This is a genomic window from Thalassobacillus cyri, assembly GCF_900107755.1.
GTDB classification, from domain to species: Bacteria; Bacillota; Bacilli; order Bacillales; family Halobacillaceae; genus Thalassobacillus; species Thalassobacillus cyri.
Window position 1 is genome coordinate 25,719 of sequence record NZ_FNQR01000015.1, and the last position, 20,321, is coordinate 46,039.

Genomic DNA, 20,321 nt, shown 5'->3' on the forward strand with positions numbered 1-20,321 from the left:
CAACATGAGTGACATCCTGCCATCTATTCCATTTATTATAAAAGGAATAGGTGTAACACTACAATTTGTAATTGTTTCTGGAATTCTCGGTTTTTTAATCGGGGTATTGCTTGCATTGGCTAAACTTGGAAAGAAGAGTATATCGAAGGTTCTTGCTGATGCTTATACATCGTTTTTCCGAGGCACACCGCTTATCCTTCAGCTTGTCTATGTGTATTTTGTCATTCCTCAAGTGACACCATGGGATATTACAGCTTTTGCAGCCGGTGTAATTGCCTTCTCACTAAATTCGGCAGCTTACGTGTCTGAAATCATCCGGGCTGGAATTCAGGCAGTGGATAAGGGACAATTCGAGGCAGCTAAAGCTTTAAATGTTCCTTATCGAACCATGATGCGAAAAATCATCCTGCCGCAAGCAATTAAGTATATCCTGCCTGCTTTGATGAATGAATACATCACACTTTTGAAAGAGTCAGCGGTCGTTTCGGTCATAGGAGCCATGGATATAATGCGACGGGCGCAGATTGTATCGGCGGATACTTTCAATTATTTAGGTCCGCTGACGGTGGCGTTGGTCATTTACTTTTTAATGGTAAGAATACTGACCTTTTTCGGGGCAAAATTGGAGCAAAGGATGAGTTTTAGTGATTAAGGTAACGAAGCTCGATAAATCTTTTAAAGATACAAAGGTATTGAATGGAATATCCACCGAGATTGTAAAAGGAGAAGTAGTGGCTGTCATCGGTCCTTCTGGCTCAGGGAAATCCACTTTCCTTCGTTGTTTAAATGGACTGGAAATACCTACAGCAGGAGAGGTGAAAGTTTCGGAGGTGCCCATATCAAATAAGTCATTGAATGAGATACGAGTCAAAACCGGGATGGTCTTTCAGCATTTTCATCTTTTTCCACACCTGACCGTAATAGACAATCTTACTTTTGCTCCTATTCATGTAAAAGGGATAGATAAGCATGAAGCTGAATCGCAAGCATTGGAACTCTTGGAATCAGTAGGATTATCTGACAAAAAAGGTGCTTATCCTAACCATTTGTCAGGTGGTCAAAAGCAGCGTGTGGCGATCGCCCGGGCTCTTGCCATGAAGCCTGAAATCATGCTTTTCGACGAACCTACATCCGCTCTTGATCCAGAGATGGTCAAAGAAGTATTGGATGTAATGAAGAAACTTACCCATACAGGTATGACAATGGTAGTAGTCACCCATGAGATGGGTTTTGCGAGAGAGGTCGCTGATAAAATACTTTTCCTGGATCATGGATCAATCGTGGAAGAAGCGCTTCCGAGTAAATTTTTCAGTAAGCCAGAAACTCTTCGCGCCCAAGACTTTCTTCATAAAGTACTTTAAAAAAGAATGCCGACGAGTGTCGGCATTCTTTTTGTGTTGACAGAAAACGTTTTCTTTTGTAATATACCCATAGGGGTTATGGTAATATAATTTTTAAAAAAGGAGATGCTTAAAAATGGCTATGAAAGCAATTACAAGTGAAGAACTATTGGAGAAGGTATTAAACAAGGAAGAATTATTTATTTTTGATGTTAGGAATGAGAAGGATTTCGAAGACTGGAAAGTGGAAGGAAGCGCCATCGAATACTTGAACATCCCTTATTTCGAGTTAATTGATGGGGTTGGGGGTATAGTGGATAAAGTTCCAGCTGACAAAGAGATCATTGTGGTCTGTGCAAAAGAAGGATCCTCTAAAATGGTAGCAGAAATGTTAAGTGAAGAGGGGTTTGATACATCTTATCTAGCTGGGGGCATGAAGTCCTGGAGTGAACAGTTATATAAAACAGAAGTTTACCACGATGATGATATGAAGGTTTTTCAATTCATTCGTGCCGGAAAGGGATGTCTTTCTTATATGGTAGTCTCCGGGGATGAAGCACTTATTGTGGATCCAGCTAGATTTGTGGATGAATATAGGGCGGCTGCTGAACAAGATGGAGTGAAAATCACCCATATTGTTGATTCCCATTTGCATGCTGACCATATTTCAGGAGGACGTCAGCTAGCTGAAATGACTGGAGCCAACTACTATTTGATGAAAAGTGAAGGTGCAATCTTTGATTTTAAACCCCTTGAAAATTACGAAAAGATTGAGTTCGAGAACGTAACCCTAGAAGTAATTGCACTAAAAACTCCAGGTCATACACCAGGCTCAGTTTCATTTTTTGTTAATGACAAGCTGCTATTCTCTGGAGATACGATTTTTGTAAGCGGCTTGGGACGCCCAGACTTAGGTGGCAAGGTAAGAGAGTGGGCGAAAGATCTTTATGATTCCATTTACAACAAAGTATCGCAAATTGCGGATGATGTCATTGTGCTGCCAGCCCACTATGCTGACTTGGAAGAAGAAATCAATAAAGATGGCTTTATTGGAGAAAAACTTGGCGACATCCGCAGTAAGAATGAAGTGATGATCAACCAAAGTGAAAATGATTTTGTCGAGTTCGTTGCGCAATCTGCAAGCTCTGAAACACCTCCGAACTTTGAAGAAATCATCGCTCTGAACCGAGGCACGGAAAAAGCTACTCAAGAGAGACAGCAAGAATTAGAAATTGGGCCTAACCGTTGTGCTGTCCACCATACCAGCTAATAATAGCTGAGGTATAAAAACAAAAGATAATCAAAATATAAAGAGACGACGATTAAACTTTTGGGAGGAAAAGGACATGAAAAAAATACGAATCAGAGAAAAATGTCCGATATGCCAATTGTCATTAGAAATAGATCTTAATGAAGTAAACAAGCATATTATCGTAAAAGAATGTCCTGCCAAGCATTATAAGAAAGAAAACCACCCTTTGCTAGGGACAACCTTTGAATATTATAAGGATAATGATAAATCGAATGAAAGGGGGGTGGGATTAGATGCTTAAAAACTTAATGCCCAATGACCATTGGATAGCCCATTATAATAAAGATTTTTTGAAAAGTGACTTTTCAGCTGGATTGATTGTAGCGATCATGCTGATTCCGCAAGCCATGGCCTATTCTATGCTGGCAGGACTACCACCTGTCATTGGGTTGTATGCTTCAACCATTCCATTGATTATATATGCTCTATTAGGGTCATCCCGTCAACTGGCAGTAGGGCCGGTGGCAATGGTTTCGTTGCTTGTGTTCTCAGGTGTGTCAACGTTAGCTGAGCCTGGCTCGGATCAATTCATCGCATATGCTCTCTTACTGTCTTTGATGGTAGGGGCCATTCAGTTGAGTATGGGATTGTTTCGGTTAGGGTTTATCGTGAATTTTCTTTCCCATGCCGTGATAAGTGGATTTACTTCCGCAGCCGCTTTAATTATTGGTTTCAGCCAGTTGAAACACCTGTTGGGCATCAAGCTTGAAGGTGGAAAGAATGTGTTCCTGCTTTTATTTGATGCGTTCCAAAAAATTGGTATCATCAATTGGATTACATTCGCGATAGGAATTGGAAGTATTATTGTTTTAATCTACTTTAAAAAGAAATTTCCTAAGTTCCCTGCTCCACTGTTGGTTGTTGTAGGAAGCACATTAGTGGTTTATTTCTTTAACCTGGAAGAGCGTGGGGTCAGTATCATCCGTGAAGTTCCAGGTGGATTGCCAGCCTTCAGTCTGCCCGCTTTCAGTGTAGACTCTATAACGGCCTTATTACCGATTGCCTTGACAATTTCATTTGTCGGGTTTATGGAGTCGATAGCTGTAGCTAAAACAATTGCATCTAAAGAAAAATATAAAGTAGACTCAAACCAGGAACTGACTGGTTTAGGGGCTGCCAATATTGTCGGTTCCTTCTTTTCCGCTTCACCGGTTACTGGGGGATTTTCACGTACAGCCGTCAACTACCAGGCTGGTGCAAAATCCGGCCTTGCGTCGATAATCACGGCATTATTGATCATGCTTACGCTACTGTTCTTCACCGATTTATTCTATTATCTGCCTAATGCCGTTTTAGCGGCTATCATCATGGTAGCAGTTTTCGGTCTGATTGATGTAAAGGAAGCAAAACACCTCTTCCGCATTAAACAATCCGATGGATGGGTGCTGGTCATAACGTTCTTTGCCACATTGCTTACCAGCATCGAGGCCGGAATTTTAATTGGGGCAGGTGCGTCGCTATTGTTATTTATTTGGCGCAGTGCTTACCCGCACACAGCAGAGCTTGGGTATATTGAAGAAGAAGATATATTCAAGAACGTGGATCGATATGAAAATGCAAAGATGTTCAAAGATACGCTGGTTTTCCGTATTGATGCTTCCTTATATTTTGCTAATTTAGCTTTCCTGGAAGAGCGGTTACGGAAAGAAATCAGCGATAAAGATGCTGTCAACCGTGTTGTGCTTGATTTCTCAGGCGTAAACGCGATTGATGCAGTAGCTATCGATGAATTGGAAAAGTTAATCGATGAGTATAAAGAAGCCGGGATAGAGTTTCATTTGGCACATGTGAAAGGTCCAGTGATGGATTTATTGAAACGGGCCGGGTGGAAAGAAAAATATGGAGAAAAAATAGAGTATTTGACACTTCACCAGGCATTACAGCCTTCAAGGGGGTCATTCCATGTCTCCTGATCAATTAGTCAAGGGCAACGAAACTTTTATGGATAAGCTATTGAAAGAGGACCCGGCTTATTTCGATAAGTTGAAGGAAGGACAGGCACCAGATTTTTTTGTCGTGGCATGTAGCGATTCCCGTGTCAGTCCCTCGGTCATTTCTGAAACACCATTAGGGACAATGTTCGTTCATCGCAATATCGCTAATCAAGTGAACGTAAATGATGAAAGTTTAGCTGCCAGCCTTTATTATGCACTGGTTCATTTGAATGTAAAAAAGATCATCATTCAAGGTCATACTGGATGTGGCGGGGTAGCCGCTGCTAAGGATGGAAATGAGGAACCTTTTTTGAAGGATTGGATTAAGGGAATCAGGCAAGGGTTTCAGTCACAAAACCGTTCGCCACAAGACGAATTAAATGAGCTTGTAAAAGCAAATATCAGAGAACAGATAGAAAAGATGAAGCAACATCCTGTTTATAAGAAATATGGAAAAGATACGGAATTGGCAGGGTACTTGTTCCACCTGGAAACTGGGAAATTAGAAGAATTGAACACGTAACAAAAAAGGATGAACCTAATTACGGTTCATCCTTTTTATTTATTTATCTTTTGCAATGGTTCCGAGAAAGAAGCCCTCTACTTCAGACAGCTTTCCTCGCCATAAGAATTTTCCTTTAGAGGGTGTTGGGTTGCTGTCACCGCAATAAACTTGTGCTTCTTCCAAGTGAATGAAGTTAGCTTCCTCATCACTGCTTTTAGCTGCACTTTCACTGGCACCCTGTAGTTGTTCGCTTAATGATTGAGCCACGTCATTTCCATCCTGAAAGTTTTCGCTTACTTTTTTGAAATAACTCTGGGCGGAAATAGTAGTTCCTGTTACAAGTGCACCATTTACATTAAGCGTAATAGCTAATGAGAAATCATGTTTATTTGCAGCTTTAACATACATGGCCAGCACATCATCACTCATACCTTCTACCTCCTCACGACTGGTTTATTTTGCTGTATCGTCGTTTGACTTTAGGGTAGTTTCACCTTCGTTTTGCTGTTTATTATTATTCTTAGATTGAGTAGTGTTTTTCTTATTGTTTTTTTGTTTATTCTCTGCACTATTGCTTTCTTGATTATCTCCGTCTTGTTCTTGATTGTTTTCTTCCGTTTGCTGTTTTTGAGGAGATGCTGTTTCTGTAGTAGCAGCAGCTTCATTCTGACCATCTGCAGTCTGATCTTGGTTTTCTTCTTCATTTGATTCTTCATCTTTGTTCTTTTTGAATTTACTTGTCAACTGCTGAGACTTTTCTGTTGTGCTGGTTTTCAAGTCATTAAATTTGGTTTTAGTAGAGTTTCCAAATTGCTTGCTTTTGTCTACTACATTACCTGTCTGGGTAGAAATATCATTTCGTAATTCCTTACCCGTTTTTGGAGCGAAAAGCAGACTGGTTGCTGCTCCGATAACGCTGCCTACTAGTGTGCCAGTCATAACATCTTTTCTTCGCATCGACTGCTTTGCTTTTTCAGTTTGGTTTTTTGCTTCATTCTTTGCTTTCTCAGTCTGATTCTTTGCTTCTTCCTTGAGTTGTGTTTTTTGTTCTGCCATGATTAATTCCTCCTTGAATATAATAAAATATTTATTAATTTATACTAAACGATTGTCTTGCGCCATTTTCTTTTCCAGCGCATCAATTCGTTTTTGCAGTTGATCATTTTCTTCTTTCAATTTTTCATCCTCTTTATTTGCTGCTTTGGAATTAAGGTATGGGTCTGTTTCCCACCAATCCATACCGATTTCTTTCGCTTTATCGACAGAGGCTACAATCAATCGAATCTTGATTGATAAGAGTTCCACATCTGCGATACCTACACGGATATCTCCTGCAATGACAACACCTTTATCCAATACGGTTTCCAGTACATCTACCAGATTACTAGATTGGGTGGATTGTTCTATTGCCATGTTCGACACCTCCTTGAAAGTGCTCTTAGTAGTTAAAGTAAATTGCCAAGAGGACCTAAATCGATATTTAAATCTTCATCCTGAAGCTCGAAAATTTCCTTAAGTTCATCCATTTTCACTTCCAAATTCATAAGAGCCACTCCAAGCCTTTCAATTTCTTCCTCAGTTAGTGTACCTCCATCAACTCTCCGGATAGCCTGACGTTCGACCAGTTGCCGGAGCAGTTCGATGACTGTCAGGACAAGTTGTGCCAGTCCTTGTTCGGCGCCTTGTGGATCCAAGTTGATTCTGCCACTTTTTTCAGGACGATGATCAAGTTTCGTTTGTGACACGATCCAATTCCTCCTTTTCTTTATCAAATTGTTTGGAGGATAATAGGCCATCTGAGTCAAGTTTCGAATGGACAAGTGTTTCTACTGAAGAAATCAAGAGCTTCAGGTCAAGATAAACTAAGTCGATACCAGCAATAGATATAATAATGTCTCCTTTGATGGCTACACCCTTGTCCAAAACCACATCTAAAATATCAATAAGTGCAACATCTTTATTTTCAAACTCTTTTCTCTGTGCCATGAATCCCCCTCACTTTATGTCAGTTTGGCGAAATGATAAGCGGGCCAAGGTCCGGTAAGCTCAAATTGGAACCCAGTTTCTTTCCATACCTCTTGCAGGTGCTTCACCTGGCTTAAGAAATCCTCTACATTCGCTTCCTTAAGCAAATAGACGCTGTTCCAGCACATTTCATCTGATCTTCCTGTAACATCTTTACTCCAGTTTTTCTTTATATCCGTTTTTTCACTATAAGAAGCCAACTGATCATGGATGCGGGAGGAGTAGGTTTCTTTATCCTTCTCCAACTCCTGATCGATAAGATGATCCAGCTTGCGTTTTTCTAAATATTGTCTTCCAGGTGACATTTGGTCAATTTCTTTTTTCTTTTCTTCTATAGTCAAATTGTGAGCAGATGTACGCTCCCGGAGCGCCTCATTATCACAATATATTTTCAAGTTCCATTCTTCTTTATCTGAAAGCCATGCCAGTAAATCAGACATTTTTTTGTGATGTTCTTTTATTGTGCTCTCTAAACTCTCATACCCTGAATAAATCGTACTAAACTTCATAGGGATAATGGTATATTTTTCATGCAGTTTGGTGACTGCTTCATGGTGGTGGAATGCCTTTTCATGAAGCCACTCTACATCTGATGTTTTTTCTTCCAATGCAGATTGGTTATATTCACTTTCTTCCAAGTTACATACGACTGCATCAATTCCATCAAAGGAGAGGGTGTGTACATCATGCTCGTCATCTAAACCTTTGAAAGAGGGAAGAGGTGTAGTTGATTTTTCGTTTGTTGGTATGATTCCGTATAAATAAATTAGTTCTGCCATTAGTGCTTCCTCACTTTCAACGCTTAGTCAATTCATTCCATTGTTCCATTTCGCGTCTTTTTGCTTCTTCATACCTAATTAAAAGGTCATCTTCCTGTACTTTATATGCCTCTTCAGAAATCTCATCCAGTTCATACATCATCTGAAGGTGTACTAACTTTTTTTGGATGGTATCTAAATCGTAAAGTTCTTTATCCACTTCTTCTTTTACCTTCTCTCCGACCTTAACAACCAGATTCAATGGGGAAGTGAATAACTTGTGAATCATGCGTTTTCCTCCACTTTTAATTTTATATTGATAAAGTTGTATGCTGGCCAAGGCCCCGTATATTTGAAATCGACCTTATCTTTCCACTTATCGTGTAATTCATTAACCTTTTCATCAAACTTTTCTTCCTGGTTACTATCTATTAGATAGGCACCATTCAATAACATTTTTTCACCGATGGGTTCATTTACTACAGCAGCTACAGCGATATTTTTTAACTCTTCGTGAATTTCTTTTTCGATATCCTTTTGAAGGGTTTGGAAAAACTTCGATGCCATTTCACCAAGCTCGATTCGATCAAAATACCCTGCTGCTTCGGTTTTCTTATTGACCGTTTGTTTTTGCTTCGTAACCTCAGGATCCTTATTGATCTCTTTTTGAAGCCATTCTTTTTTACCAATGACTTTCAAGCCTAATTCAATTTTACCTTTTATTTTCGGAAATAGCTCCTCGAATTGAGGGTATAAGCTTTCTGATAAAGCGATGACATCCTCTTTAGAGTTAAAAACATTTCCAAAACTGATTGGAACAACTGTATCCATTTTTTTCATTACATCGGAAATGACGTTTTGGTGCATCATTAAATTCTCTTTACTGGGGTGATAGATTTTCATTGGCATTTCCGCTGCGACCATAGCTGCATCTTTGTAGTGAATAGTATAAACCTTTCGTGTGTCACCCTCGAAATCGATCGTTCCAAAGTCATGTTCTTCATTCGTTTGTATGGCACAAAATATATAAATTCCTTTTTCGTTTTCCATTCATATCACCCAACCTTGATTTTTTTACAAGCTTCTAAAAGCTTTTCTCTCATTTCTGGCTGTTGATCCTTTGGTGTACAAGTTTGTAATGGAAACCAAGTAATATCAAGGCAAAGCTCCTGGAACTCTTCATCTTCACCATCAATAGAAATGTCATGCTTTTCTGCCATTTCTGCAATCATGATGGAAGCACGAAGACTCGGCCCTTGGAGCTGATCATTACTCTCACATAGTTCCCTTGCTGTAACTACGAAATTTACAATCTTTTCAGCTGCTTTTTGAGACAAACTCGTTTTACTGGTAACTGCAGTTACTTCCGCTTGATGATCCATGTGATCCAATGGTAATGTGATCATTCGATCCAATAAAGCATCCTGAGATTGGAATACCCCTGCATACTCAGCTGGATTACTTGTGAAAATTACCGAAAAATCAGGGTGAACCCTGATAAAGGCGTCTTTTCTTTTAGTTCCATACAAAGGGAGTATTCTCTCTTCTAATATAGAAAGGAAAATATTATTAGCTTCAGGTTGTGACCTGGTGAATTCGTCATATACCAGAGTATATCCATTTTTTACAGCTTCGAGCAGCTTTCCATCTGTCCAGGATTCTGTTACGTTTTCTTCTGTTTTGTAAACAGTTCTAATGAAATTATCTTTTACTTTACTGCTTTGGTACCCAGTAAAAGCCCCGATCAGATCCTCATTTGATAACTCCTTATTTCCATTTATAAGCATGACAGGGCGTTTACGTTGTTTGGCGATAAAAAGAGCCAGTGTTGTTTTTCCGATTCCTGATGGTCCTGTGAAATGCACCGGATAACCGGAAGAAAGATACCTTAGTGATCGTTTGATCAGCCCCTGATAATAAGCAGAGTGTTTATATACTTCATTATTGATATGGGGCTGTTGTTTCGCTTCTTTCAATACGGTCATTCGTCATCCTCCTAAGAACATCGGAGATCCAGGCGACTATCATGATGACTGCTGCTCTTCCAAGTCACTGCGATATCGTAAACTTATTCTGGAAAACCCCGTGATTTCTGCATCTTTATCTAAAAACACTTCATAGAGGCCAATCATTTGATCATTGGCATACTTTTTCATATATTCTTTTTCTTCAATGACTTCGACCATTGCTTTCCAGCCTTCTTGTTTTTCTTCTCTGTCCTCTTCCTTATGTTTGCGGACAGAGATTATTTTATGGGGAGGTGCTATATTTTCAGTGAAAAATTGGTTAACTTCATCCATTACTTTCATAAGACTCACAATCACCCTCACCTTTATTTAATAATAGTTAATAACATAGGATGGAGTCAGAGGTATGCTCTGACTCCGAACCATTAAATACTGAATTCACTACGCTCATTATTTTGAGAATTGGATGGACTGTCTGTTCGGGAAGAGAGACGGTCTGATAAACCTTCTTCTTCTACCTCATCGCGTAGAAGTCCAACCGCTTCCGCATAACGCAACCAAGTATCCACACTTGCAATTACAACACGTGCTTCTACGGTAATTAATTCAATACCTACGACTGAGACTCGTGCAAAGGCATCAATGACGATCCCTTTGTCTAAAATTCGGTCAATAACCTCTGCCAAGCTACTGCTATCTGTTGATTTTTGTACTGCCATTTTCAATTACCCCTTTCTTTTTTAATACTAACTGGAAGTTTTTGTATTTGAAGGGTGCTTAATATCATTAGCGCTTTTGATGTCAGTAGAACTCTTAATGTCTATTGCACTTTTGATATCGTTTGCGCCTTTGATATCACTTACCCCTTTTATCTTGTTACCTGATTTTCCATTAGTTTTTTCTTTCATTTCCTCTTGAAAATCTTCACCAGCTTCTTTTACCCCGGCAAGTTTATCTTTAAACTTTAACAACGCGTTTTGTGCTTTTTCCTGTACAGTTTCAGCGTTGGAATGCACTTTTTCAGCGTTTTCTTCTTTCGCTTCCTGTAAATTCTCTGAAGCTTCGTTTACTTTATCCTGCATGTTTTCCTTGAAATTCTCTTTCATTTGATCGGCAATTTCACTTTTTACTTCTTTTTGTGTTTCTTCTTTTAATTCTGTAGGGTCATCAGCTCGATCTACGATTCTGGCTACTCTCGGGAGTTTATCTTCCACAACTTCAGTGGATCGCTTTACCCCTTTTTTCATCTTCTTCCTTACTTTGGGAAGCAGAAAGGAAGAAGCAGCAAGGGTAAGCCCCCCAGCTAAGCTGGTTGTTCCTGCGTTTTCTTTCACTTTATCCGTTTTGCTCATACACGACCTCCTTTTGGAAGTTTTCCCAAAATGATGAAATTGTGGATGACCCATATTGTTGTTGATACCCCATCTATATGGATAAAAACTAGGTCAAATTTAGTGTTATATTTTTGTTGGATATATTATCCTTTATTATTAAAGGAAAAATAAGAGGATAACAGCCAATATAGGCTATAAATTAGGTGTAAGGAATGTATTGTTACAGATATTACAAAAGTATTATTTTGACTGTGAAGAGGTTTATCATCCCGGATAACGGATATGTGACAAATATAGCTAGTTCAAAAGAATAATAATGAATCGAAAGGAGTATGAAATTATGGATAAAATTCTCTTCATCCAGACAGGTATGGGTATCGATGTGCACGGACAGAACGTAACAAAAGCGTCTTTAAGAGCGATTCAGGATGCCATCAACTTCAACTCTATGCCAGGTATCGAAGAGGCTTTGCCAGAAAAATCTATGGACAATATGAAGGTGAACGTCAAACTGGCCATCCCTCGCGACCAGGAGAAATTAAATGAAGATGAAGTAAAAAAAGCGATTCCCTACGGAAGTGTTTCCGTCGAGGTGGTGGATGGCGGAATGGCTACCACCAGTGGAATCATTTTAGAGGATAAAAATGACAATAACGATCTTATGTACATGGTGAACGCATCCATCGAAGTAGGATATTGATGAAGGATTCAAAAAGGCTGCCTCACACTGGGGCAGCCTTTTCTATGAAACCATCCTTAATCCGATTGTCGCTATGATAATGACAGTAATAAAGAAAACACGTTTCCAATCCCTTGGTTCCTGATAGAAGACCATCCCCAGAATGGTACTGCCAACCGTGCCGATTCCTGTCCATACTGCATAAGCTGTCCCCATCGGAAGTTTTTGCATGGCAAGTTTCAGGAACAAAAAACTGGAGGCCATCAAAAGAAGCATGAATAATAGGGTAGTCAACTTCCGATCACGGTTAACTTTATTGATCATTACAACCCCACTCATTTCAAATGCACCTGCAATAATTAAGTAAATCCAACTCATTGCTTTCTACCTTCCTCAGCTGTATCTGCCGTCACGGTCTTTAATCCTATGATACCGACAAGCAATAGGACGATCCATAAAATTTTAGAAAGTTGAAAAGGAACACCAAAGAACAAGATTTCTGACAGTACAGTACCCGCTGTCCCCAACCCTACAAATACTGCATAAACTGTTGCCACCGGAAGAGTCCGTCCGGCAGTAACTAAGTAATAAAAGCTGACAACCATAGCTATCACTGTAGCTGTCCATTCCAATATACTATCAGCATGTTTCAGCCCGATGACCCAGCCAACTTCAAATCCGGCAGCCAGAACTATTTTCAACCATGTTCCCGTCATTTTCATTCCCCATTTCTTCATAAAAAAAAGAGAGATACCTCTGTGGATATCTCCCGGGCTTTTGTCCCTCCGTGTCACAGCTTAGCTGTGTGCTCCCTCTCGGACCTGACCAATTTAAGCATGCGGAACCCTAGAGAGCAATTATTATAATTATCACTAATATGTAAGTGAATTTCAAGGCTAACGATGTAAAGAGAAATATGGCATCCGACTATTTTGTTGTATCCTACACATAATAACTCTAATGAAAAAGGAAATGGGGTGGAAATAATGGGTAGAGATGATCATCGTAAAGCGAATGGGAAAAATGATTCCTCACTTCCGCAGACGCCGAAGTATGCGAAGAAAGCTCATGCAAGTGATGTTGATTTTTCAGAAGAATTCGCTGACCACGAAGACAAAGAGGCACAAGCACGCGCACGGGCAGCAGATAATCGTATGGACAAGAAATAATAAATAGTCAATAGGTCCGATCTCTTCAACACCTGTCTATGGATAGGGAGGAGATCGGACCTTTTCCTGTGTCTGGCTGGGAAGAAGGATTTATCCTTATCGATAACGAAATAAGAATTAAGAAGTTAAAAGGTAAGGTTCTGTTAAACCTTTGTGCTGATTTTACAGTAAAGCTCCTTTTTTTGAAGACTCAGTTTCGAGACTTTAGGTTGCGGTTATGGTGGCTTGGAAAACGGATCGCTTTCCGTGGCATGTGGTGAGCTTCCTCAGGCTTCGCCTTGTGGGATCTTACCAATCATATTCATCCCACAGGACTTTGAATAAACATCTTGAATACACACCGCACGAAGGAAATGCGTAGCATTTCCGAGGAGTCTCACCGTTTTCCCAACCACCATACAGAGTTTAGTATCTCGAAACTGGCTGCCAAGAATGATGTGCTATTGAAGCAGAAAATACAATAAATTCAGCATTATGACAGGGTTTTTTCCGAGATTAAATTGTACATTAAAGGCGATTTCGATTATCTTATGTGGCAAGGGGCATGGGGGAAGGGTGAGACTCCTGCGGGAAAGGATAGACTGGCAAGACCCCGCAGAGCTTTAGCTCGAGGAGGCTTGCCGTCTTCCCCGCGGAAAGAAATTAATGCGTAATCACCTTGGGAGAAACGACACGCATAAGCAGAACAGCAAAAGGGAAGGGTTCTTTCTTCCCGTTGATGGACTGCTTATGTCGCGAGTGTCTAGGTGATGGATCTAGAAAGCGAATCCTTCCCCAAGGACCCTAATCTCCTCCAATATCTCGAAATCAAGTCTTCGACTTTTCGGCCCTATAATGGAATAAGCGTTTTATGAAAAATAAACAACCACGTTTAACAGAACCTAAGGAAATGAGGTGATTTAATATGCCATTTGTTTTTGAAGGAGTCGACCATGTCCAACTAGCAGCTCCTGAGGGAAGTGAAAATCAGGCTAGGAAGTTTTTTGCAGAATTATTGGGGATGGAGGAGGTTGAAAAGCCCGAAGCATTAAAGAAAAGAGGAGGAGTCTGGTTCCAGTGTGGAATTCAGCAGATACATATTGGAATAGAAAAAGATTTTAGCCCTGCCAAAAAAGCTCATCCAGCCTTAGTTGTTAAAAATATCGATCAACTGATGAGTCACTTGAGCAAAAAGGAGGCAGCGTATCAAAAAGATGATAAGCTGCCAAATGCAAAACGTATTTACTTAGAAGACCCTTTCGGTAACAGGATAGAAATATTGGAATGGCAGAGTTGACGAAACAAAGTCAACTCTGTATTAGTTTCTTTTGAGGATTCCTTGAAAACCTATCGAGGAACTCAACACAATGGATATCAGAATCAACTGGATATTTATAAGCTTGTTCGTAGGCTTCATGTCCTTTCCCGGTGATAATGATCCAATCACCGGGTTTGGCATTATCCCAAGCGTGTTTAATTGCTTTGGTGCGATCGTAAATGACCTTCCCTGACGTAGTGCCATGGGTGTGATGCAAATCTTTTAATTCTTTTTCCATCGCTTCAGGTTTTTCGCCGTATAAATCATCTCCGGTCAATATATACCGTGTAGCGGTCGAAGCACTGATACTCAACATTTCTTTACGCTTGGTCCGATCTCTCCCGCCCCGGAATCCGAATACATGGATGATACGCCGTGCACCTTCCTTTTCAGCTGTATGAAAAATATTTTCCAGCGCGTCAGCTGTATGAGCATAATCGACGATAATGGTTGCACCGTTTGGATGTTTATATTCCTCAAATCGTCCTGGAACATGCAGTTTCAGTGCTAATGTCTCAGTGATGGAATCCCACGCTATTCCTGCTAAATAGGAAGTAAAAGCTGCAAAAGATGCATTATGGAAGTTATGCACACCCGGCATTTGAAGAGTAAGGGATATTCGCTTATCATCATGAATCAGTTGTCCCCTTTCAGGCTCTATGATCATATCATCCGATTCCGATGAATCCACTGTATAAACTTGCTTTCCCTGATGTTTCAATCTTGCGGCCAGTTTTTTTCCCCATTCTTGCCCGGTATAGATGACTGCCGTCCCGTCAGATTTCATTTGCTGGAATAAACTGGCTTTTGTTTCAAAATAATCTTCCATGCTTGCATGGTAATCCAGATGGTCATGTGCCAAATTTGTAAATACTAAATGATCGAAGAAGAGACCATGAACCCTCCCCTGTCTAATTCCATGTGAAGATACTTCCAGAATAGCGACGTCATCTTTACTTTGTGATAGAAGTTTATAAAACGTCAAGGGATCAGGTGTTGAATTAGCTGATTCATGGGCTTCACTATTTACAATATAAGAGACTGTCCCAAATGTAGCACACGAGTATCCAGCCTGTTCAAAAATACTTTTCAACATATAAGTGGTGGTTGTTTTTCCGTTCGTACCAGTTATCCCAATCAGTTTAGGGAAAGGCTTGTCTTTCATATAGAAGCTTTTAGCTACCTGAGCCAATACTTTTCTGCTATTTTTAACCTTAATATAAGGAATAGAAGCGTCCGTAATTTCTTTTTCACCAATTACGAGTGATGCGCCTCCATCTACAGCACTTTTTATGTAATTATGGCCATCGGTATTATGACCGGGTATCGCTACGAATAACGTTCCTGGTCCTACTTTACGTGAATCGCAGGAAATATCAACAATGTCTATAGACATTGCTGATGAGCTGGTTGCAATATGATGTTCGATGTTAGTAATTAGTTCAGCAGCTTTCATGCGCATGTATCTCCTTCATGGTTCGTGGGTGGATGTATTACTATTGTATAGACAAATTCTTCACCCTTCAAACTCCTACATTTGATTCCTCTCCTTATTTTATCTCTTTATATTGATTTCATCAGCAATTGTAATAAAAATTTAGTCAAAGAAATATTACTGTAATCCTTTTTGCGTTCTGTACACTTTATATTGTTTAAACTGTATGAATTTTGTGTTACAATCAATAACCGTGTGAAACATTAGATGAAAAATTTGTTAGTTGGTTTATTTTAGAAGATTTATATCACAATAACATTAAAAGGAGGAAAAAATATGAAGAATCTGCGTAAATACTTATCTGTTTTATTATTGTCACTTGTACTTATATTAGCTGCTTGCGGTGGGAATGAATCGGGTGGCGAAAACGGTGGAGATACCAGCGGTGAAGGAGAAGCAAAAGGCACTATTACCATTGGAATGAATAACTGGGCTGAAAATGTGGCAGTTTCTAACATGTGGAAAATTATATTGGAAGAAAAAGGATACGATGTGGAATTAAAGAATGTGGAAAAAGGGGCACTTTATGAAGCTTTATCTGCCGGTGATCTTGATATCGGTATGGAAATTTGGCTTCCGAACACGGATAAGCCTTTTTATGAGAAATTCAAAGATGAGATTGATTGGAGAGAAACCTGGTATAAAGGCACCGATTTAGCATTGGTCGTTCCATCCTATGTAGAAGAAGTAAATTCCATTGAAGATCTTAACGATCATAAAGAGAAGTTTGATTCACGGATTGTAGGAATTGATGCAGGAGCCAGTATCATGGATTTAACCGACCAAGTCATCAAGGAATACGATTTGGACTATTCTTTACAGGCATCATCTGAACCTACCATGATATCTGAATTAAAAAATAGCATGGAAGATGAAGAGCCTATTGTTGTGACGCTTTGGAAGCCCCACTGGACCTTTTCTGAAATGGATTTGAAAATTTTAGAGGATCCTAAAAACATTTATGGTGACTCTGAGAACATTTCTTACGCAGCCCGTCTAGGTTTGGAAGAGGACCAGCCTCAAGTAGTTGAATGGTTTGACGCATTTATGCTTAATGACGATCAGTTAGGAAGTTTGATGGCAGAAATCAATGAAGCTGAATCCGCTGAAGAAGGCGCAAAGACATGGATTGAAGACCATCGCGATTTAATTAAAGAATGGACTGGCGGTACCGAATAACTGACCATCCTAAGACCTGTTCCCGAGTAAGGGAGCAGGTCTTTTTTGGTAGTTTAAGAAATTATAAAAAATGATGGTTGTGGACAACATTTTGTAGTGAGCCGCACCCAGCTCCGACGCACAGGACGTGCTAGTGCCGATGTCGCCACACTAGAACTACTTCTTTGAAAGTACTTCGCAGAAAAAGACAAAGTCTTTTTTGAGGACGTGGCGTTTTCATCGGCCAGCGCCTACCCCCTTGAGGTCTTAAGTAAATCCTCTCTGTGATTAGGAAAACTCGGATTATCGCCGATGTTTTATGGCGAAAGTCTTAGTTTTACTTATACTTTAAACCTTAATTAAACTTAATTGGAATGAAAGTACAAAAACGTAACGGCGAGGCTTGACTTAAGCTTGTCGGGGGTGAGCAAGGCGCTTGCGCTTGTTCTTGGTAGAATAGGCCTGTCACCTTGTTCTATCACATAACTGCTAATGTTAAGGGGGAGACACGAAATGGGGGAAGTTCAATCGTTCTATCATTAAAACGATATATGTAGATGGACGAGGAAACATTTACCAGCTGTAAGTCCGTATCCTCTATCTACCACTCAATCTCGAGTGGTGCTTTTTTATGTGAAATTTAAGTAAGCAGGTTTGAGCATAAGTTATCGCGGTTACATACGTAATAGATAATCAGTATTTAATAAAGGAGTAGATTTAGCCTTATGGATATGAATAAAGAAATCAAAAAGCTGGAAAGTGTTTATTTAGAAAAACCACAGCGTGTGTTCAGCATGTATTTAAATACAGACCCATCTGATCCGGATCAACAGGGTGGAGAGTGGAAAATCCACTTAAAAAATGGTTTGAATAATTTCGAGAGCTATTTGAAGGAAGATGGGGATTCCGATGAAAAACGAAATTTCTGGGAAGTAAAAGAAAAAGTAGAAAATTACGTCCACGAAAATGAGCAGAATTTTGCTAAGAGTCTGGTCATCTTCGCTACTGCGGATGATACAGTATGGTTTGCTGAACGCTTCCAGATGCCAGTCGAAACTGAATTCCACTGGGAAGAGACAGCGAAAGTAGATCAGTTGAAAAAGATGTATGAGCAGTTTCCTAAAACAGGGATTATTTTGACTCAAAAAGAGGCTATCAAGATCCTGGATACAGAACTGGGGACCTTGAGAGAGACACAAATGTTCGAATTAGATCTTGATACGGAAGATTGGAGACAGCATACTGGTCCGCACCGTGCGCAGCCATCTATGGGGTCAGGTGGAAAGAGTACCAAGCAGGAACAATTCCAGGAGCGCTTTGAAGCTAACCGCTATCGTTGGTATAAGAGCCTTGCACCTAAATTGGACAAGCTTGCGAAGGATAATCAATGGGAGTATATCTATGTCGTCGGTGACAAAGAGGAAGCTGCCGACCTGACAGAAAATATGAATAAAGAAATCACCGATGTTGTTAATAAAAACATGCTCGATCATGAAGAGATGAAAGTCATCAATGAAGTTGTAAATCAATAATAAAAAATGCTTGCAGGATTTCCTGCAAGCATTTTTTAATTCTTCAAGAAAGTTTTACTTTTCGTTAAAGGGTTAAAGTAAAGGAAATACTTAGTCTTTCTCCAAAGGACTTGGAGAAAAGCCAAGTCTTTCTAATATTTGATCGGGGAACCAGGGCCAAGGTCGATTCCGAACATCATCCACACGATAAGCATGATTGTCCATGAAATCAAGAAGACGATACTGTAAGGGAACATGACAGAGATCATAGTACCAATGCCTATTTTCTTATCATACTTTTGTGCAAATGCAATGATGATTGCAAAGTATGTCATCAATGGTGTGATGATATTAGTAGTTGAATCAGCTACACGGTACGCCATCTGAGTCAATTCTGGTGAATAACCCAGCTGCATCATAATAGGTACGAAGATAGGAGCCATCATCGCCCACTTAGCGGAAGCACTACCGATGAACAAATTGATTGTAGCAGAAACCAGGATAAAACCTAATATTAATGGGATACCAGACAAGTTGGCTGCTTCCAGGAATTCTGCACCATATACACCAATGACAAGTCCCATGTTAGTTTCTGAGAAATAAGCCACGAATTGACCTGCTGTAAAAGCAAGAACGATAAACATACCCATAGCAGCCATCGTATCAGAAAGTTGGTTCGCTACCTCTTTATCGCTACGAATTTCTTTTGTTGCGATTCCATAAAATAAACCGGGTATGAAGAATAAAATAGTAATAATCGGCACTAACGAGCTCATGAATGGAGACTGGATGACCTGTCCATTTTCACCACGCAACGGAGCTCCTGCAGGAACGATTAGCAACGCCATCAGAATTATGGTGATAATGACTGAAATACCAGCCCACTTCAACCCCTTCTTTTCTAAGGCGGTCAGCCCTTTTAAATCTTCGCGATATTCGCCCTTATATTCGCCTAAGCGCGGCTCCACAATTTTTTCTGTTACCCAGGCGCCGACTATGGACAATAGGAATACAGACACAATAATAAAGTAATAGTTCATTGCGATATTCATTGTTTCCGCATAGCCCGGGTCGATGATTGCTGCAGCGTCAAAAGTCATTTCACCAAGCATTGCATCGGTCGCGGATAAAAACAAGTTGGCACTAAAACCTGCTGATACCCCAGCAAAAGCAGTAGCGATACCTGCTAAAGGATGACGGCCAATTGCTGCAAAAATAACGGCTCCTAACGGTGGAAGCACGACATAACCTGCATCGGAAGCGACACTGGACATAACCCCGGCAAAGACAAGTCCGAATGTTATCAAGCGTTGCGGCACGGATAGTACGAAACCTCGTAACAGGGCACTGATAAGACCTGTACGTTCAGCAATACCGATACCAAGCATAGTAACCAGGACCACACCTAATGGTGCAAAGCCGATAAAGTTTTCTGTCATACTGGAGAAGAGATACTGAATACCTTCTTCACTCAACAGGCTTTTTACTTCTACCATTTTTCCTTCTTCTCCCGGATGCTCTACGCTAATCCCGAAGCTGGAAACGATGGCTGAAACAAATATGACTACTAATGCTAAAATTGCAAATAAGGTGACTGGATGGGGAAGCTTATTACCAACAAACTCGATTCCGTCTAAAAATCGTTGGAACATTCCCCTTTCTTTTAGTCGCCAATCTTTAACACTCCTTTCTTTAACAAAAAAACAAAATTCTGAAAGTTTTTTCAGTTTTTGGTATTTTTTTGGCGAATACTAGTATATAAGCATAAAAAAATAATTTAAATATGTTTGAAAAAAATAGAAATGTTCAATTAATTCAGAAACAATGATAACGATTT

27 protein-coding genes and 1 riboswitch are annotated in these 20,321 nt (G+C 39.9%); of the genes, 11 read left to right on the forward strand and 16 right to left on the reverse strand.

Annotated elements, in window-relative coordinates:
* Nucleotides 1-4 precede the first annotated feature (4 nt).
* From BLV00_RS15895 to BLV00_RS15920, 6 genes are all read left to right on the forward strand, one after another.
* Nucleotides 5-652 carry an amino acid ABC transporter permease gene (locus BLV00_RS15895; RefSeq protein WP_093045958.1) on the forward strand — a complete coding sequence of 216 codons (648 nt, stop codon included), beginning with the start codon at nt 5-7 and terminating at the stop codon, nt 650-652.
* The gene (locus tag BLV00_RS15900) at nt 645-1,361 is read left to right on the forward strand and encodes an amino acid ABC transporter ATP-binding protein (RefSeq protein ID WP_093045959.1); all 717 of its coding nucleotides are present in this window, start codon (nt 645-647) and stop codon (nt 1,359-1,361) included. The genes BLV00_RS15895 and BLV00_RS15900 overlap by 8 nt, the downstream gene beginning before the upstream one ends.
* 115 nt (nt 1,362-1,476) lie before the next feature.
* Nucleotides 1,477-2,610 carry an MBL fold metallo-hydrolase gene (locus tag BLV00_RS15905; RefSeq protein ID WP_093045960.1) on the forward strand — a complete coding sequence of 378 codons (1,134 nt, stop codon included), beginning with the start codon at nt 1,477-1,479 and terminating at the stop codon, nt 2,608-2,610.
* A 76-nt stretch (nt 2,611-2,686) separates the two neighbouring features.
* Complete coding sequence (locus tag BLV00_RS15910; RefSeq protein ID WP_093045961.1) at nt 2,687-2,893, forward strand: hypothetical protein; 207 nt, start codon at nt 2,687-2,689, stop codon at nt 2,891-2,893.
* Entirely contained in the window at nt 2,886-4,565 is a 1,680-nt protein-coding gene (locus BLV00_RS15915) for a SulP family inorganic anion transporter (protein ID WP_093045962.1), read from the forward strand. Before BLV00_RS15910 ends, BLV00_RS15915 begins: the two co-directional genes overlap by 8 nt.
* On the forward strand, nt 4,555-5,109 hold the full coding sequence (locus BLV00_RS15920) for a carbonic anhydrase (protein WP_093045963.1): 555 nt from the start codon (nt 4,555-4,557) through the stop codon (nt 5,107-5,109). Before BLV00_RS15915 ends, BLV00_RS15920 begins: the two co-directional genes overlap by 11 nt.
* A 39-nt stretch (nt 5,110-5,148) precedes the next feature.
* On the opposite strand, the gene gvpU is transcribed toward BLV00_RS15920, so the two are convergent.
* The 12 genes from gvpU to gvpQ all read right to left on the reverse strand — a co-directional run bounded on the left by gvpU (nt 5,149) and on the right by gvpQ (nt 11,193).
* A complete protein-coding gene (gene gvpU / locus BLV00_RS15925; RefSeq protein ID WP_093045964.1) occupies nt 5,149-5,520 on the reverse strand; it encodes a gas vesicle accessory protein GvpU in 372 nt (123 codons plus the stop codon).
* Between the two features lie 24 nt (nt 5,521-5,544).
* Entirely contained in the window at nt 5,545-6,147 is a 603-nt protein-coding gene (locus BLV00_RS15930) for a YtxH domain-containing protein (RefSeq protein WP_093045965.1), read from the reverse strand.
* A gap of 39 nt (nt 6,148-6,186) precedes the next feature.
* Nucleotides 6,187-6,504: a gas vesicle protein gene (locus BLV00_RS15935; RefSeq protein ID WP_093045966.1), complete on the reverse strand. Its 318-nt coding sequence runs from the start codon at nt 6,502-6,504 to the stop codon at nt 6,187-6,189.
* A 32-nt stretch (nt 6,505-6,536) separates the two neighbouring features.
* Entirely contained in the window at nt 6,537-6,836 is a 300-nt protein-coding gene (locus tag BLV00_RS15940; protein WP_245728991.1) for a gas vesicle protein K, read from the reverse strand.
* Nucleotides 6,817-7,077, reverse strand: a complete 261-nt coding sequence (locus tag BLV00_RS15945; RefSeq protein WP_093045968.1) for a gas vesicle protein — start codon at nt 7,075-7,077, stop codon at nt 6,817-6,819. The genes BLV00_RS15940 and BLV00_RS15945 overlap by 20 nt, the downstream gene beginning before the upstream one ends.
* Before the next feature lie 14 nt (nt 7,078-7,091).
* The gene (locus tag BLV00_RS15950) at nt 7,092-7,895 is read right to left on the reverse strand and encodes a GvpL/GvpF family gas vesicle protein (RefSeq protein ID WP_093045969.1); all 804 of its coding nucleotides are present in this window, start codon (nt 7,893-7,895) and stop codon (nt 7,092-7,094) included.
* Nucleotides 7,896-7,911: 16 nt separating this feature from the next.
* Entirely contained in the window at nt 7,912-8,163 is a 252-nt protein-coding gene (locus tag BLV00_RS15955) for a gas vesicle protein GvpG (protein WP_093045970.1), read from the reverse strand.
* Nucleotides 8,160-8,924 (reverse strand): GvpL/GvpF family gas vesicle protein, encoded by a 765-nt coding sequence (locus BLV00_RS15960; protein WP_093045971.1) that lies wholly within the window; start codon nt 8,922-8,924, stop codon nt 8,160-8,162. The genes BLV00_RS15955 and BLV00_RS15960 overlap by 4 nt, the downstream gene beginning before the upstream one ends.
* Nucleotides 8,925-8,929: 5 nt before the next feature.
* Nucleotides 8,930-9,859 (reverse strand): gas vesicle protein GvpN, encoded by a 930-nt coding sequence (gene gvpN, locus BLV00_RS15965; RefSeq protein WP_093045972.1) that lies wholly within the window; start codon nt 9,857-9,859, stop codon nt 8,930-8,932.
* Nucleotides 9,860-9,898: 39 nt separating this feature from the next.
* Entirely contained in the window at nt 9,899-10,183 is a 285-nt protein-coding gene (gene gvpO / locus BLV00_RS15970) for a gas vesicle protein GvpO (RefSeq protein WP_176791650.1), read from the reverse strand.
* Between the two features lie 83 nt (nt 10,184-10,266).
* A complete protein-coding gene (gene gvpA, locus BLV00_RS15975) occupies nt 10,267-10,560 on the reverse strand; it encodes a gas vesicle structural protein GvpA (protein ID WP_093045974.1) in 294 nt (97 codons plus the stop codon).
* A 27-nt stretch (nt 10,561-10,587) separates the two neighbouring features.
* Nucleotides 10,588-11,193, reverse strand: coding sequence for a gas vesicle protein GvpQ (gene gvpQ / locus BLV00_RS15980; protein WP_245728992.1), 606 nt, complete (start codon nt 11,191-11,193; stop codon nt 10,588-10,590).
* Nucleotides 11,194-11,515: 322 nt separating this feature from the next.
* On the opposite strand from gvpQ, the gene BLV00_RS15985 reads away from it, so the two are divergent.
* A complete protein-coding gene (locus tag BLV00_RS15985; protein WP_093045975.1) occupies nt 11,516-11,875 on the forward strand; it encodes a Lin0512 family protein in 360 nt (119 codons plus the stop codon).
* A 42-nt stretch (nt 11,876-11,917) separates the two neighbouring features.
* Here BLV00_RS15985 and BLV00_RS15990 read toward each other — a convergent pair whose 3' ends face one another.
* Both BLV00_RS15990 and BLV00_RS15995 read right to left on the reverse strand, forming a co-directional pair.
* A complete protein-coding gene (locus BLV00_RS15990; protein ID WP_093045976.1) occupies nt 11,918-12,232 on the reverse strand; it encodes a DMT family transporter in 315 nt (104 codons plus the stop codon).
* Entirely contained in the window at nt 12,229-12,570 is a 342-nt protein-coding gene (locus BLV00_RS15995) for a DMT family transporter (protein WP_093046038.1), read from the reverse strand. Before BLV00_RS15995 ends, BLV00_RS15990 begins: the two co-directional genes overlap by 4 nt.
* 48 nt (nt 12,571-12,618) lie before the next feature.
* Nucleotides 12,619-12,715, reverse strand: a riboswitch (guanidine-I (ykkC/yxkD leader).
* A gap of 125 nt (nt 12,716-12,840) precedes the next feature.
* On the opposite strand from BLV00_RS15995, the gene BLV00_RS16000 reads away from it, so the two are divergent.
* Nucleotides 12,841-13,023, forward strand: a complete 183-nt coding sequence (locus BLV00_RS16000; protein WP_093045977.1) for a YfhD family protein — start codon at nt 12,841-12,843, stop codon at nt 13,021-13,023.
* Nucleotides 13,024-13,927: 904 nt separating this feature from the next.
* Nucleotides 13,928-14,299: a VOC family protein gene (locus BLV00_RS16010; RefSeq protein WP_093045979.1), complete on the forward strand. Its 372-nt coding sequence runs from the start codon at nt 13,928-13,930 to the stop codon at nt 14,297-14,299.
* A 10-nt stretch (nt 14,300-14,309) separates the two neighbouring features.
* On the opposite strand, the gene BLV00_RS16015 is transcribed toward BLV00_RS16010, so the two are convergent.
* The gene (locus BLV00_RS16015; protein ID WP_176791642.1) at nt 14,310-15,776 is read right to left on the reverse strand and encodes a UDP-N-acetylmuramoyl-L-alanyl-D-glutamate--2,6-diaminopimelate ligase; all 1,467 of its coding nucleotides are present in this window, start codon (nt 15,774-15,776) and stop codon (nt 14,310-14,312) included.
* A gap of 315 nt (nt 15,777-16,091) precedes the next feature.
* Here BLV00_RS16015 and BLV00_RS16020 point away from each other — a divergent pair, with 315 nt between their 5' ends.
* Nucleotides 16,092-16,994 (forward strand): glycine betaine ABC transporter substrate-binding protein, encoded by a 903-nt coding sequence (locus BLV00_RS16020; protein WP_093045981.1) that lies wholly within the window; start codon nt 16,092-16,094, stop codon nt 16,992-16,994.
* Nucleotides 16,995-17,698: 704 nt separating this feature from the next.
* Nucleotides 17,699-18,505, forward strand: a complete 807-nt coding sequence (locus BLV00_RS16025) for a VLRF1 family aeRF1-type release factor (RefSeq protein WP_093045982.1) — start codon at nt 17,699-17,701, stop codon at nt 18,503-18,505.
* Nucleotides 18,506-18,636: 131 nt separating this feature from the next.
* Here BLV00_RS16025 and BLV00_RS16030 read toward each other — a convergent pair whose 3' ends face one another.
* Complete coding sequence (locus BLV00_RS16030) at nt 18,637-20,136, reverse strand: AbgT family transporter (RefSeq protein ID WP_093045983.1); 1,500 nt, start codon at nt 20,134-20,136, stop codon at nt 18,637-18,639.
* Between the last annotated feature and the right edge of the window lie 185 nt (nt 20,137-20,321).

Coding starts and splice junctions, on each gene's coding strand:
- BLV00_RS15895 (WP_093045958.1), top strand. CDS start 5: ATGAGTGACATCCTGCCATCTATTCCATTTATTATAAAAGGAATAGGT.
- BLV00_RS15905 (WP_093045960.1), top strand. CDS start 1,477: ATGGCTATGAAAGCAATTACAAGTGAAGAACTATTGGAGAAGGTATTA.
- BLV00_RS15910 (WP_093045961.1), top strand. CDS start 2,687: ATGAAAAAAATACGAATCAGAGAAAAATGTCCGATATGCCAATTGTCA.
- BLV00_RS15915 (WP_093045962.1), top strand. CDS start 2,886: ATGCTTAAAAACTTAATGCCCAATGACCATTGGATAGCCCATTATAAT.
- BLV00_RS15920 (WP_093045963.1), top strand. CDS start 4,555: ATGTCTCCTGATCAATTAGTCAAGGGCAACGAAACTTTTATGGATAAG.
- gvpU (WP_093045964.1), bottom strand. CDS start 5,520: ATGAGTGATGATGTGCTGGCCATGTATGTTAAAGCTGCAAATAAACAT.
- BLV00_RS15930 (WP_093045965.1), bottom strand. CDS start 6,147: ATGGCAGAACAAAAAACACAACTCAAGGAAGAAGCAAAGAATCAGACT.
- BLV00_RS15935 (WP_093045966.1), bottom strand. CDS start 6,504: ATGGCAATAGAACAATCCACCCAATCTAGTAATCTGGTAGATGTACTG.
- BLV00_RS15945 (WP_093045968.1), bottom strand. CDS start 7,077: ATGGCACAGAGAAAAGAGTTTGAAAATAAAGATGTTGCACTTATTGAT.
- BLV00_RS15950 (WP_093045969.1), bottom strand. CDS start 7,895: ATGGCAGAACTAATTTATTTATACGGAATCATACCAACAAACGAAAAA.
- BLV00_RS15955 (WP_093045970.1), bottom strand. CDS start 8,163: ATGATTCACAAGTTATTCACTTCCCCATTGAATCTGGTTGTTAAGGTC.
- BLV00_RS15960 (WP_093045971.1), bottom strand. CDS start 8,924: ATGGAAAACGAAAAAGGAATTTATATATTTTGTGCCATACAAACGAAT.
- gvpN (WP_093045972.1), bottom strand. CDS start 9,859: ATGACCGTATTGAAAGAAGCGAAACAACAGCCCCATATCAATAATGAA.
- gvpO (WP_176791650.1), bottom strand. CDS start 10,183: ATGAAAGTAATGGATGAAGTTAACCAATTTTTCACTGAAAATATAGCA.
- gvpA (WP_093045974.1), bottom strand. CDS start 10,560: ATGGCAGTACAAAAATCAACAGATAGCAGTAGCTTGGCAGAGGTTATT.
- gvpQ (WP_245728992.1), bottom strand. CDS start 11,193: ATGAGCAAAACGGATAAAGTGAAAGAAAACGCAGGAACAACCAGCTTA.
- BLV00_RS15985 (WP_093045975.1), top strand. CDS start 11,516: ATGGATAAAATTCTCTTCATCCAGACAGGTATGGGTATCGATGTGCAC.
- BLV00_RS15990 (WP_093045976.1), bottom strand. CDS start 12,232: ATGAGTTGGATTTACTTAATTATTGCAGGTGCATTTGAAATGAGTGGG.
- BLV00_RS15995 (WP_093046038.1), bottom strand. CDS start 12,570: ATGACGGGAACATGGTTGAAAATAGTTCTGGCTGCCGGATTTGAAGTT.
- BLV00_RS16000 (WP_093045977.1), top strand. CDS start 12,841: ATGGGTAGAGATGATCATCGTAAAGCGAATGGGAAAAATGATTCCTCA.
- BLV00_RS16010 (WP_093045979.1), top strand. CDS start 13,928: ATGCCATTTGTTTTTGAAGGAGTCGACCATGTCCAACTAGCAGCTCCT.
- BLV00_RS16015 (WP_176791642.1), bottom strand. CDS start 15,776: ATGAAAGCTGCTGAACTAATTACTAACATCGAACATCATATTGCAACC.
- BLV00_RS16020 (WP_093045981.1), top strand. CDS start 16,092: ATGAAGAATCTGCGTAAATACTTATCTGTTTTATTATTGTCACTTGTA.
- BLV00_RS16025 (WP_093045982.1), top strand. CDS start 17,699: ATGGATATGAATAAAGAAATCAAAAAGCTGGAAAGTGTTTATTTAGAA.
- BLV00_RS16030 (WP_093045983.1), bottom strand. CDS start 20,136: ATGTTCCAACGATTTTTAGACGGAATCGAGTTTGTTGGTAATAAGCTT.